The organism is Streptomyces sp. NPDC051364, from assembly GCF_040682115.1.
Taxonomy (GTDB): domain Bacteria; phylum Actinomycetota; class Actinomycetes; order Streptomycetales; family Streptomycetaceae; genus Streptomyces.
In genome coordinates, this window is the sequence record NZ_JBFBAH010000014.1 from 1 (window position 1) to 11,816 (window position 11,816).

General features: G+C 71.5%; 11 protein-coding genes and 1 pseudogene. 1 reads left to right on the forward strand and 11 read right to left on the reverse strand.

Going from position 1 to position 11,816, the window contains the following annotated elements:
* Positions 1 to 324 precede the first annotated feature (324 nt).
* A complete protein-coding gene (locus AB0M76_RS26260) occupies positions 325 to 1,284 on the forward strand; it encodes an RluA family pseudouridine synthase (protein ID WP_365955199.1) in 960 nt (319 codons plus the stop codon).
* Positions 1,285 to 1,332: 48 nt separating this feature from the next.
* On the opposite strand, the pseudogene AB0M76_RS26265 reads toward AB0M76_RS26260, so the two are convergent.
* The 11 genes and pseudogenes from AB0M76_RS26265 to AB0M76_RS26315 all read right to left on the reverse strand — a co-directional run bounded on the left by AB0M76_RS26265 (position 1,333) and on the right by AB0M76_RS26315 (position 11,748).
* Positions 1,333 to 2,006: pseudogene (locus tag AB0M76_RS26265) on the reverse strand (helix-turn-helix domain-containing protein).
* 91 nt (positions 2,007 to 2,097) lie between these two features.
* Positions 2,098 to 4,950 carry a DEAD/DEAH box helicase gene (locus AB0M76_RS26270; RefSeq protein WP_365955200.1) on the reverse strand — a complete coding sequence of 951 codons (2,853 nt, stop codon included), beginning with the start codon at positions 4,948 to 4,950 and terminating at the stop codon, positions 2,098 to 2,100.
* A 69-nt stretch (positions 4,951 to 5,019) separates the two neighbouring features.
* Positions 5,020 to 5,931 carry a diacylglycerol kinase gene (locus AB0M76_RS26275; RefSeq protein ID WP_365955201.1) on the reverse strand — a complete coding sequence of 304 codons (912 nt, stop codon included), beginning with the start codon at positions 5,929 to 5,931 and terminating at the stop codon, positions 5,020 to 5,022.
* 17 nt (positions 5,932 to 5,948) lie between these two features.
* Positions 5,949 to 6,914 carry a twin-arginine translocase subunit TatC gene (gene tatC / locus AB0M76_RS26280; protein WP_365955202.1) on the reverse strand — a complete coding sequence of 322 codons (966 nt, stop codon included), beginning with the start codon at positions 6,912 to 6,914 and terminating at the stop codon, positions 5,949 to 5,951.
* Positions 6,915 to 6,987: 73 nt separating this feature from the next.
* Positions 6,988 to 7,284: a Sec-independent protein translocase subunit TatA gene (gene tatA / locus AB0M76_RS26285; RefSeq protein ID WP_365955203.1), complete on the reverse strand. Its 297-nt coding sequence runs from the start codon at positions 7,282 to 7,284 to the stop codon at positions 6,988 to 6,990.
* Between the two features lie 204 nt (positions 7,285 to 7,488).
* A complete protein-coding gene (locus tag AB0M76_RS26290) occupies positions 7,489 to 7,689 on the reverse strand; it encodes a hypothetical protein (protein WP_266668640.1) in 201 nt (66 codons plus the stop codon).
* 27 nt (positions 7,690 to 7,716) lie between these two features.
* Entirely contained in the window at positions 7,717 to 7,989 is a 273-nt protein-coding gene (locus tag AB0M76_RS26295) for a hypothetical protein (protein WP_323139669.1), read from the reverse strand.
* Between the two features lie 149 nt (positions 7,990 to 8,138).
* Entirely contained in the window at positions 8,139 to 9,107 is a 969-nt protein-coding gene (locus AB0M76_RS26300) for a WYL domain-containing protein (RefSeq protein ID WP_365955205.1), read from the reverse strand.
* Positions 9,108 to 9,262: 155 nt separating this feature from the next.
* Positions 9,263 to 10,219 (reverse strand): WYL domain-containing protein, encoded by a 957-nt coding sequence (locus tag AB0M76_RS26305; protein WP_266668631.1) that lies wholly within the window; start codon positions 10,217 to 10,219, stop codon positions 9,263 to 9,265.
* Positions 10,220 to 10,389: 170 nt separating this feature from the next.
* Positions 10,390 to 10,767, reverse strand: a complete 378-nt coding sequence (locus AB0M76_RS26310) for an FKBP-type peptidyl-prolyl cis-trans isomerase (protein WP_030294343.1) — start codon at positions 10,765 to 10,767, stop codon at positions 10,390 to 10,392.
* A gap of 42 nt (positions 10,768 to 10,809) precedes the next feature.
* Positions 10,810 to 11,748, reverse strand: coding sequence for an FKBP-type peptidyl-prolyl cis-trans isomerase (locus tag AB0M76_RS26315; protein ID WP_365955206.1), 939 nt, complete (start codon positions 11,746 to 11,748; stop codon positions 10,810 to 10,812).
* Positions 11,749 to 11,816: the final 68 nt, after the last annotated feature.

Consider the following 11,816-nt stretch of genomic DNA (forward strand, 5'->3'; position numbering starts at 1 on the left):
ACGTTCGCCCCGTCGCGACGCCCGGCACGCACTCTCGCCACGCCGGCCGAAAGCTCACGTACGTCCAGTACGAGCGCTTGCGGCCGGCACGCCGAGAGCACGCACCGGACGCCGCTCCTTGACGGGCAAACGTTGCCTGACGCGGCACCAAGCGGCCTCGGTGAAGTGGGGTGCGTTTCCGCGTCGTCCGGTGCGGTGCATCGCAAGGCGGAGCGGCGCCCCCGTACTGGGCGTACTCGGGTGCCGCGACAATGCGGCGAGGCGCCGTGCCGGGCGGCGCGGGGGCGTGCCCCACTTCCCCGAGGCCGCTTAGCCTGTTACCCGATGAGACGCAGAGCCCAGGCACCCCCCTCGCCCCTCCCCCAGATCGCCGGCATCGACCCGGTCCGGCTGCGGCTGCCCGCCGACCCCGACGGGCAGTGGCCCGACCTCGGCGGCTACCTCGCCGCGCGCTACGCCGGCACCCGCGGCGCCGAGTCCATCGCTCACCTGCTGCGCACCGGGCGGGTGTTCGGCCCCGGCGGGCGGGTCCTGCGTCCGGAGGACCCGTACGAGCCGGGCGCCTACGTCTGGTTCCACCGGGACATGGAGCCGGAGCCGCTCGTGCCGTTCCCGATCCGGGTCGTCCACCGGGACGCGCACCTCCTGGTGGTGGACAAGCCGCACTTCCTGGCGACCACCCCGCGCGGCAGCCACATCACGCAGACCGCACTGGCCCGGCTCCGCGCCGAGCTCGACCTGCCCGAGCTCAGCCCGGCGCACCGGCTGGACCGGCTGACCGCCGGACTCGTGATGTTCAGCATCCGCCCAGAGGACCGCGGCGCATACCAGCTGCTGTTCCAGGAGCGTCAGGTCCACAAGGAGTACGAGGCCCTCGCCCGCCACGACCCGGCGGTCACCCTCCCCCGCACGGTCCGCAGCCACATCGAGAAGAGCCGCGGGGTCATGGCAGCGGCCGAGATCCCGGGCGCCGAACCGAACGCCGAGAGCCTGGTCGAACTCCTCGGCGCCAAGGGAGAACTGGGCCGCTACCGGCTGACCCCGCACACCGGCCGCACCCACCAGCTGCGGGTGCACATGAACAGCCTGGGCCTGCCGATCCTCGGCGACCCGGTGTACCCGCAGGTCACCGACCCGGCCCCGGACGACTACCGCAGGCCCCTGCAACTCCTGGCCCGCTCGGTGTCGTTCACCGACCCGGTGACCGGCACCCCGCGCCGCTTCGAGAGCGGCCTGTACCTCCAGGCCTGGGAAGACCTCGCGGGCTGGGAAACCGGAACCTAGTGCCGCGTGCCGGGCGTCGCGACGGGGCGAACGTTGCCTGACACGGCACTAAGCGGTCTCGGCAGCTCCCGCGACCCACGAAACCCCCGCAACCCGCAGCGCCGCGTCGGCGGTGGCCTCCGCGAAGGCCGCCACCGGCCGGCCCGGATCGGCGCGGTGGATCAGCATGACCCCCTCGATGAGCCCGAACACCAGATCGTTGCGCAGCGCCAGCCCGGCCCGGTCCCGGGCCAGTTCGGCCCCGGCGGGCGTAGCGGCGAGCAACGTGCGGAGGCGTCCTTGAGTTCCCCGCGCATCCGGCGGAACCGGGCGAAGCGCGATCCGGCCACCTCGGGCAGCAGATAGAGGGCGCCCAGGTTGTACGGTCCCCCGCACAGCAGCAGCACATCCGAACGGCACAGCTCCCACAGCCGCCGCGCGGCGGGCGGCCCGGCGTCGGCGAGCAGCCGGCGCGCGAGCACCAGTGAGGGTGCGACCGTGGACTCCAGGAGCTCGGCGAGGAGTTCCTCCTTGCCGCGGAAGTAGTGGTACATCGTGGCCTGGCGCATTCCGGCCCGTTCGGCCACCGTCCGCGTGGTGGTGGCCGCGTACCCCCGGACGGTGAACAGCTCGGCCGCCGCGCAGAGGAGTTCCTCGCGCGGCGGCCGGCCGCTCGCCGGCCGCAGCCGATCGGCACGCGGTCGGCCGACCCGTCTCGGCCCTTCGGCCGCTCCCCCGGTCATGGGGCGATCGTCGCACAGGACACCCCCGAAGTGATCATGGCAAGAGATCAGATCCGACCATGACCCCCTTCGGAGGAAGCCCCAAAAGCGCCTAGCCGACCGAGCTGTAAGCCACTACACCCCGAAGCAGAGCGTCCACGGCCTTGCGGGCATTGCGCGCGACCGTACTGCCGCCCTGCGAGGAGGGCGGGGCAGAGGACGCCGGAGCCGCGGCCGCGATCTGCCCCAGCACGTCGATGACCTGCTTGCACCAGCGCACGAAGTCGCCGGCCGGCATCTCCGCCTCGCGCAGCACCTCGTCCAGGCTCTTGTCGGAGGCCCACTGGTACGCCGCCCACGCGAAGCCCAGATCCGGCTCGCGCTGGCCCACGCCCTCCGCCTGGTTGATGCGGTGCTCCTCCTCCAGCGCGTCGAGCCGGCCCCAGATCCGGACCATCTCGCCCAGCGCCGCCTTCGCCGCGCCGCCCGGCACCTTCGGCGCCACCGCGTCGTCGGACTGCCGCGCCTCGAACACCAACGCCGAGACACAGGCGGCCAGTTCGGCCGGGGTCAGGCCTTCCCAGACCCCGGCGCGCAGGCACTCCGACGCCAGCAGGTCGAGCTCCCCGTACAGCCGGGCGAGCCGCTTGCCGTGCACGGTGACCTCGTCCTCGCGCAGGTAGTCCAGCTCGGTGAGCAGCGCGTGGATCCGGTCGAAGGTGCGGGCGATCGTGTTCGTCCGGCCCTCGATACGGCGTTCCAGCTGCTGGGTGTCCCGCTTGAGCCGGTGGTAGCGCTCCGCCCATCGGGCGTGGTCCTCGCGCTCGTCGCAGCCGTGGCAGGGGTGCGCCCGCAGCTCGGCGCGCAGCCGCGTGATCTCGCGGTCGTCGGCCGCGGCGGCCCGGCCGCGGCCCCGGTGCTCCGGCGTGATGTGCCCGGCCTTGGCCCGCAGTTGGGACGCCAGGTCCCGACGGGACTGCGGCGAGCGCGCGTTGAACGTCTTGGGGATCCGCATCCGCTCGACGGCCTCGACCGGGACCGGGAAGTCGATCGCGGCGAGCCGCTTGACCTGCCGCTCCGCGGTGAGCACGAGCGGGCGCGGGCCCTCGGCATACTCGTACCCGCGGTGCCCGTTGACCCGCCCGGCCGGCACTCCCGGGTCCAGGACCAGCGCGAGCCCGGCGAACTTGCCGGTCGGCACGTGGATGATGTCGCCCGGCTTGAGCTTCTCCAGCGAACTCGCCGCCTGCACCCGGCGCTGGGCCGCGCCCTGCTTGGCCAGGTCCGTCTCACGGTCCTTGAGGTCGCGGCGCAGCTGCGCGTACTCCTCGAAGTTCCCGAGATGGCAGGTCATGCCCTCGCGGTAGCCGTCCAGGCCCTCCTCGTTGCGCTGCACCTGCCGGGAGATCCCGACGACCGAGCGGTCGGCCTGGAACTGCGCGAAGGAGGTCTCCAGCAGCTCGCGCGAGCGGTGCCGCCCGAACTGCTGGACCAGGTTCACGGCCATGTTGTACGAGGGCCTGAAGCTGGAGCGCAGCGGATACGTACGGGTACCGGCGAGCCCGGCGAGCGCCGCCGGGTCCATCCCCCGCTGCCACAGCACCACGGCGTGGCCCTCGACGTCGATGCCGCGGCGCCCGGCCCGGCCGGTGAGCTGCGTGTACTCGCCGGGGGTGATGTCGGCGTGCTGCTCGCCGTTCCACTTGACCAGCTTCTCCAGGATCACCGTGCGCGCGGGCATGTTGATGCCCAGCGCCAGGGTCTCGGTGGCGAAGACGGCCTTGACCAGGCCGCGGACGAACAGCTCCTCCACGACCTCCTTGAAGGTGGGAAGCATGCCGGCGTGGTGCGCGGCGATGCCCCGCTCCAGGCCCTCCAGCCACTCGTAGTACCCCAGGACGTGCAGGTCCTCGGCGGGGATGGAGGCGGTCCGCGCCTCGACGATCTCGCGCACCCTCAGGCGGGCGGAGTCGTCGTTGAGCCGCAGGCCCGCGAACAGGCACTGCTGGACGGCGGCCTCACAGCCGGCCCGGCTGAAGATGAAGTTGATCGCGGGCAGCAGCCCGTCGCCGTCGAGACGGGCGATGACCTCGGGGCGGCCGGGGGTCCAGATCCGGCCGCGGGAGCGCCGCTCGCGCTCGCGGTCGGCCTCGCGGACCATCTTGCCGCGCCGCCGGTCCTTCGGGCTGTACGTGCGGGTGTTCTCCTCGCGCGCCATGCGCAGCAGGTCGGGGTTGACCTCGCGGCGCGCGGAGCCGCGGCCTCCGTGGTCGGACTCCTCCTCGAAGAGGTCGTAGATCCGGCGGCCGGCCATGACGTGCTGCCACAGCGGGACGGGCCGCTCCTCGGAGACGATCACCTCGGTGTCGCCGCGCACGGTGTCGAGCCAGTCGCCGAACTCCTCGGCGTTGGACACGGTGGCCGACAGGGACACCAGCGTCACCGACTCGGGGAGGTGGATGATCACTTCCTCCCAGACGGCTCCGCGGAACCGGTCGGAAAGGTAGTGCACCTCGTCCATCACGACGTACCCGAGGCCGAGCAGCGACTGCGAGCCCGCGTAGAGCATGTTGCGGAGCACCTCGGTGGTCATCACGACCACGGGCGCCTCGGAGTTGACGCTGTTGTCACCGGTCAGCAGGCCCACCTTGTCGGCGCCGTAGCGCTTGACGAGGTCGGCGTACTTCTGGTTCGACAGGGCCTTGATCGGCGTCGTGTAGAAGCACTTGCGGCCCTGCTGCAGGGCAAGGTGCACGGCGAACTCGCCGACGATGGTCTTGCCCGAGCCGGTGGGGGCGGCGACCAGCACGCCCTTGCCCGCCTCCAGTGCCTTGCAGGCGTCGACCTGGTACGGATCCAGGTCGAATTCGTACATCTCGCGGAAGGGGGCCAGGGCGGAGGCCTCTTCGGCGGCGCGGATCCGGGCAGCGGCGTACCGCTCGGCGGGTGAGAGTTCTTCGGTCATCTTGTTCTCGAGCCTACCCGCCGCCCCTGACAACAGTCGCGATCATTTATATGGACCGCGCAGCCTTCGCTACGACAGCAGCCGCAGGGCTCCCGGGACGCATTCGGCGCTCACCGGCAGCGGTCCCAGCGGCTCGCCGTCCGCGTACGCGGTGATCCCGGCGGCCTCCAGCGTGATCTTCGCGGCCCGGTGGACGGTGACCTTCGGGTGGCTCAGGTGCGTCCCCTTGTAGACCTGCGGGAACACCTTCAGCAGAGTGGCCCGGCTGCAGTCGCCCACGACCACGACGTCGAAGAGCCCGTCGTCCGGGACGGCGTCCGCGCAGATGCGCATGCCGCCGCCGTACGAGGATCCGTTGCCGACGGCCACCAGCGTGGCCTCGGTCTCGATCACCGGACCGTCGTCGAGGGTGATCCGGTACGGGAACGGCCGGAACGCGGCCAGCTCGGCGAGCATCGCCAGGTCGTACTTGAACCGGCCCGCCGGCAGCCGCATCCGGTTGCCGCGGTCGTTGACCCGCGAGTCGAAGCCGGAGCACAGCACGGTCCCGTACCAGGTCCCGCCGCCGGCCCCGGCGCCCGCCCGGTACACCCGCCCGAGGTCGATCTCGCGGATCCGGCCCTCCTTGAGGGCCTCGGCGGCCAGCCGCCCCGCCTGCGCGGGCTCCCCTACGGGCAGCCCCATGGCCCGGGCGAAGTCGTTCCCGGTGCCCACCGCAACCACCCCGAGCGGCACCAGCGTCCCGGCCAGGGCCTGCAGGGCCAGCGACACCACGCCGTCGCCGCCGACGGCGATCACCGCCCCGGTGCCCTCGCGCACGGCGGTGCGCAGCCGGGCCAGGGCGTCCTGGGCATCGGCGCCGAGGACCGTCCGTACGGAGAATCCGGCGGCCCGGAGCGCGGAAGCGGCCGGCTGCGCGGCGTGCGCGCCCCGGCCGCGTCCCGCGGTGGGATTGACGAGGAGGGTGATCTCAGCGCTCACGCACCGGAATGTACCTGTCAGGTCGCGTCGTCGTAACCGTTGATCTGCCTGCGGCCGCCGTCGGCCTGCTCGGGCAGGGCGGTCGGGGCCTGGACGGACTCCAGCTCACCGATCGGCGCGGGCGTGAGGTCGAGCTCCGACGCCTCGTCGTCGTCGAGCAGCGCGTCGGGGTTCCCGCGGCGCCGCCTGCGGTCGTTGACCAGGCAGATCCCGAGGGCGACGAAGTAGAGGGCGATGATCGGCGCGGCCAGCGACAGCATGGTCAGCGGGTCGCCGGTGGGCGTGGCGAACGCGGCGAAGATCGTGATGCCCAGCACCATGGCCCGCCACCAGCTCGCCAGCCGCTTGGCGGTGAGGACCCCGGTGAAGTTCAGCAGGATCAGCAGCAGCGGCAGCTCGAAGGCGAGGCCGAAGACGACGACCATGCGGGTGACCAGGTCGAGGTAGTCGTCGACCGGGAGCAGGTTGCGCGCGTTGTCGGGGGTGAACTCGAGGAGAATCTGCGCGGTCTTCGGCAGAAGCTTGTACGCGAGTACCGCACCGGCGCCGAACAGCGGAGCGCCTACGGCGACGAAGGCCGTCGCGTAGCGCTTCTCGTGCTTGTGCAGGCCGGGGGCGACGAAGGCCCAGAGCTGGTAGAGCCACACCGGCGCCGAGAGCACCACGCCGGCGGTGAGCGAGACCTTGAGGGCGATCGAGAACGGGGCGATGAGGCCGTTCACGGTCATGTCGGCGCAGGGCCGGCCGTTGCGCTGCGAAACCACGCCGTCGGTGCAGCCGACGGAGTCCAGCATCGGCTTCAGCATGAAGTCGATGAGGTTCTTGTAGTAGAAAGCCGCCACGACGGTGATCACGAGGATCGCCAGGACCGACTTCAGCAGGCGGTTTCTCAGCTCACGCAGGTGCTCGACAAGAGGCATCCGCCCTTCGGCGTCCTTCTCCTGCTTGCTTTGCTTCTCCTGCTTGCGGGCAGACTTGAGCAACCCACGTCCCTTGTCTCGTTGCAGATGACCGGCGTGATCGCGACCGCGGACCGGCAGCCCGGCGGCCGGGCGATCAGCCCTGGGTGGTGTGGTTCGGCTCGTTGACGGGGCGCGAGCTGGTCACGTCGCCGGGAGCGGCCTTGATGGTGCGCGGGGCCGTCGCCTGCTGCGGGGTCTGGTCAGCGACCGTCGCGGCGGTGGCGTTGTCCTCTGCCGCGCTCTCCGCCTTCATGGCCTTGGCCTCGCTCTTGAGGATGCGGGCCGACTTGCCGAGGGAGCGCGCCATGTCGGGGAGCTTCTTGGCACCGAACAGCAGGAAGATCACGGCGATGATCAGGAGGATCTCAAGGGGCTTCATATTGCCGATCATGTGTGTCTTCCTTCTCACCGAAACGGCTGGTTGTGGTGTCGGCGGCCGCGGACCGTGATCCGTGACCGCTCAAGAAAGGATCGTAACCCCCGGGGGTTAACGCCCGGCAATCCCCCGGGGTATCCCGCCTTGCGTGCGGCTCCGACCGACGGTACGGGTACCGTGCCGCACTTTCCATACGCGTGCGGGTCACAGACCTGCGGGTCAGACCCCGGCTGCGCCGCCCGCGCGGGCCAGATCCGCGGCCGCGCGCTCCAGGTCCGCCGAGGCGTCCGCGATCCGGCGGCTGGCCCGGGCGACCTGGCCGGACAGCCGCCGCACCTCCACGTGGACCCGCACGGCGAGGACGGCGAGGACGGCGAGCCCGAGGAAACCCAGGGCGATTGCGAGCATCGGCCACAGCATGGGGTCGAGCCTAGGCCACCGGCCGCCTCAGATGCTGCGCAGGGTGCTCACGCCGCCACCGGTCAGCAGTTCCACGATGCGCTCGCCGGCCGGTTTTCTCACGGAGGCCCCGCACTCGGGACAGGTGAACGAGTAGAACGTGGTCCGCCGGCTGCCGCCGATCACCAGCCGCAGGGACCCCGCGTCCAGCTCGAAGCGGGCGCGGCAGTCGGAACAGGCCGCCTTGAAGGAGACCGGTCCGACCGTGGCCGACCGCCCCGGCGATCCTGCGGCAGCTTGCACACCCCGTGGCCCAGACATTGGCGACATCGCTCGGCGCTCCCCTCAGCCCACTCGTTCCGTACGGCACGGCTTCCGTACGGCACAGCCTCCGTGCGGTACGGGTTGCGTGCGGCACGGCTTCCCACGGCACGGTCCCGCACCCGCACGGCCCCGCCGCTTCCCCTCGGTCAGCCGTGTTCCCCGTACCCGGCGAGGGCCTCCCGGGCCGCCTGCCGCGCGCTGTCCGCCAGCTCCACGGGCGCCACGATCCGGCCCTCGCGGCCCAGCCGCAGCGCGAGGCGGCGCAGCGAGGCCGGGTCCGGGCTGCGCAGCGTGATCCGCAGGCCGCCGTCGGACAGCTCCTCGGCGCTGTCGTGCGGGTAGTACTCGGCGACCCAGCGGCCGCCCGGCCCGACCTCGACCACGACCTCCGGGTCCTCGGCGGCCGGCTGGACGAGCCCTTCGGACAGGTCGCGCGGCTCGATGGCGGGCGGCTCGGCCCGCTCGTCCAGCAGCCGGATCTCGGCGACCCGATCGAGGCGGAAGGTGCGCCGGGCCTCCGAGAGGTGGCACCAGCCCTCCATGTACGTGTGGCCCACCGCAAAGAGCCGGATCGGGTCGACCTTGCGCTCGGTCAGCTCGTCCCGGGCCGGCGAGTAGTAGCGCAGCCACAGCCGGCGGCGCTCCGCGATGGCCCGGTCGACGTCCGCGAAGACCCCGCCCTCCGCCTCGAAGGTCACCGACAGCCGGGAGCTGGCCCCGGCCGCCTCGCCCGCGGCCGCCTCCAGCTTCGCGGTGGCCCGCAGCAGCGCGTCCCTGTCGCTCTCGCGCAGCCCCGGCAGCGTGGCCACGGCGCGGGCGGCGACCAGCAGCGCGGTCGCCTCGTCGGCGGCGAGGCGCAGCGGCTCGGCGGTGGACTCCCCCGACGCGTCGGGGTTGCGCCACCAGATGCGCTCCCCGTCGGTGTCGATGTCGAGCAGGTCCCCGCCGCGGAAGCTGGTCCCGCACATGGGCAGCACGTCGAGGTCCGAGATCAGCTCGTCCTCGGTGATCCCGAAGGCGCGGGCGACGTCGGCGACGTGCGCCCCGGGGCGCTCGCGCAGGTACGTCACCAGGGACAGCATCCGGCGGGTCTGGTCGATGGCGTTGGCAGCCATGCTGGTACGTCTCCCCCTCAGGGCACGTCTTGCGAACGGTGCGGTGGTGCGGTCTGTGCGATGGGTACGGATCGTGCGGTGGCCGCGACGGCTCCGGCCTGTCGGATCCGGCCCGCCCGGTCCGGTGTGCCCGGTCCGGGTGTGCCGGGTCGGTCTCAGCCCTTGGCCACGGCGCGCAGCCGGTCCACGACGTCCGCCCGCAGGTCGGCGGGCTCCACGACCACCACGTCCGGCCCGAACTCGACCAGCCAGGCGTCCAGCCCGTGCCCGTACGGGATCTCCAGCTCGTCCCAGCCGTCCCCGCGCTCGCGCACGGCGGTGGCCTTGGCCCGCAGCGGGTACCCGGCGCCGGCCCGCAGCCGGATCAGCGCGGAGCGGTCAGCGCTCTCCCCGGCCCAGCTGGCCACGGTCTCCCGTACGGTGACCACGTCCGGGACCTCGGCGGTGTACTTGGCCGCCCGGGACTTGACCTTGCCGGTGATCCGGGAGAGCCGGAACACCCGCTCCGCCCCGCGGTCGCGGTCGTAGCCGGCCAGGTACCAGTGGCCGCGCCAGCACTCCAGCGCCCACGGCTCGACCTGGCGGGTCTCGGGGCGCGCGGCGGTGGACTTGCGGTAGTCGAAGACCACCGGCCGGCGGTCGCGGCAGGCCAGCATCAGCGGTTCGAACGCCGCCTCGTGGACCGGGATGCGCGGCTCGATGGCGCTGTGCTGGCCCTCGTACGGGTCCCCCGCCTCCGGCATCCCGCCCGCGCGCAGCTTCTGCAGGGCGCCGCTGGCGGCTCCGGCGAGGCGGGCCTGCTGCCAGACCTTGGCCGCGAGCCCGAGGGCGGCGGCCTCCTCGGCGTCCAGCGAGACGGGCGGCAGCCGGTTGCTGTCGCGGCGGGCGAGGTAGCCGGTCTCGCCCTCCAGGTTCTCCACCGTCTCGATGACCAGGCCGAGTTCACGCAGATCGTCCTTGTCCCGCTCGAACATGCGGTTGAAGGACTCGTCGTTGCCGGCCTCCATGTACGCCTCGATGGAACCGCGCAGCTCTCGCTTGCTCAGCGGCCGACGGGTCCCCAGCAGACACAGCGCCAGATTCATCAGCCGCTCGGCCTTGGCAATCGCCATCGACGCCCTTCCGCCCTTCTCCGCTTACAAGTTGCCCGACACGCACGGCATGCCTCATACGTACGACGCACACGTCCGTGACCGTTGACCGTACCGCCCCGGCGGGCCCCGGCAAAAGCGAGGGCCCCCGCCTCACGGCGGGGGCCCTTCACCGATCACGGCTTGCCGGATCAGACACCCATCAGGTCGCAGACGAAGATCAGCGTCTCGCCCGGCTTGATGGCCGGGGTCGGGCTCTGGTCGCCGTACGCGAGGTGGGCGGGGATCGTCAGCTTGCGACGGCCGCCGACCTTCATGCCCTGGACACCCTTGTCCCAGCCGGCGATGACCTGGCCGATGCCCAGGATGAACTGCAGCGGGGCGCCGCGGTTCCAGGACGCGTCGAACTCCTCACCGGTGGAGAAGGCCACGCCCACGTAGTGGACGGAGACCTTGTTGCCGGCCGTGGCCTCGGCGCCGTCGCCCTCCCAGATGTCCTCGATGACGAGGTCGGCCGGGACCGGGCCCTCGGGGAAGTCGATCTCGGGCTTCTCGAGCTGGTTGCTCACGGAACTGCTCCTCAAAAACGAATCAGGTCAACTGGGACAGTCTTACATCACGGCGAGGATGTCGAGGCTGAAGACCAGCGTCGAGTTCGCCGGGATGGTGCCCTGCTCCTTGTCGCCGAACCCCTGGTCCGGCGGGATGACCAGCAGGATGCGGCTGCCGACCTTCTTGCCGAGCAGGCCGTCCTTGAGGCCCTTGACCGAGAGCTGGTCCATCGGCCACGTCACCGTCTGGTCGGTGGCGTACGTGCTTTCGAAGGTCTTGTCGTCCTTCCACGTCTTGCCGTTGAACTTGACGACGACGCTGTCGGTGTCCTTGACGGCCGGGCCGTCACCCTCCAGCACGTAGTTCGAGACGAGCTTGGCCGGCGGCGTGGTGTCCTTCGGAACGGTCACGGAGACTTCCTTGCCGTCCGTGTTCGTACCGATCTTCGGCAGGTCCTTGTTGTCCTGCGCGACCTCCTTGCCCGTGGCCGAGGCCGGGACCGAGGTGCCCTTGACGATGTCCACGACGAAGACCAGCGTGGCATTCGGCTTGATCTTGTCGCCGGAGCCCTTCTCGCCGTAGCCGAGGGCCGGCGGGATCACCAGCTCGACGCGGCTGCCGACCTTCTTGCCCTCGAGGCCCTGGTCCCAGCCCTTGATGACCATTCCTGCACCGACGGTCACCTCGAACGGCTTGCCCTTGCCGAAGCTCTGGTCGAACGGCTCCTTGCCGTCCCACACCTGGCCGTAGTAGTTGACCTGGGCGACATCGCCCTTCTTCAGCGCCGGGCCGGTGCCCTCGCTGATGGTCACCACCTTCAGCTCCTTCGGCGGGTCACCCTTGCCCTTGGACAGGGTCGGGGTCTCACCGAACTTGGCACCCTTGGTGATCGCGGGCGCCCCGTTCTTCATCTCGGCGGAGTCGGAGCCGCTGTCGCCACAGGCTGCTGTCGACAGCAGCAGAAGGGGTACGACAAGCAGGCCGGCAAGTCGGCGCACAGGTTCCTCAGATCTCAGACGGCTGGCGGTCGTCGCCACTCTAAGGCGTGCAGAGGGCCCCGTACGAG

Bases quoted from the DNA above. Each gene is read 5' to 3' on its own strand.
- AB0M76_RS26260 (WP_365955199.1), top strand. From the start codon at position 325: ATGAGACGCAGAGCCCAGGCACCCCCCTCGCCCCTCCCCCAGATCGCC.
- AB0M76_RS26270 (WP_365955200.1), bottom strand. From the start codon at position 4,950: ATGACCGAAGAACTCTCACCCGCCGAGCGGTACGCCGCTGCCCGGATC.
- tatA (WP_365955203.1), bottom strand. From the start codon at position 7,284: ATGATCGGCAATATGAAGCCCCTTGAGATCCTCCTGATCATCGCCGTG.
- AB0M76_RS26290 (WP_266668640.1), bottom strand. From the start codon at position 7,689: ATGCTGTGGCCGATGCTCGCAATCGCCCTGGGTTTCCTCGGGCTCGCC.
- AB0M76_RS26295 (WP_323139669.1), bottom strand. From the start codon at position 7,989: ATGTCTGGGCCACGGGGTGTGCAAGCTGCCGCAGGATCGCCGGGGCGG.
- AB0M76_RS26300 (WP_365955205.1), bottom strand. From the start codon at position 9,107: ATGGCTGCCAACGCCATCGACCAGACCCGCCGGATGCTGTCCCTGGTG.
- AB0M76_RS26305 (WP_266668631.1), bottom strand. From the start codon at position 10,219: ATGGCGATTGCCAAGGCCGAGCGGCTGATGAATCTGGCGCTGTGTCTG.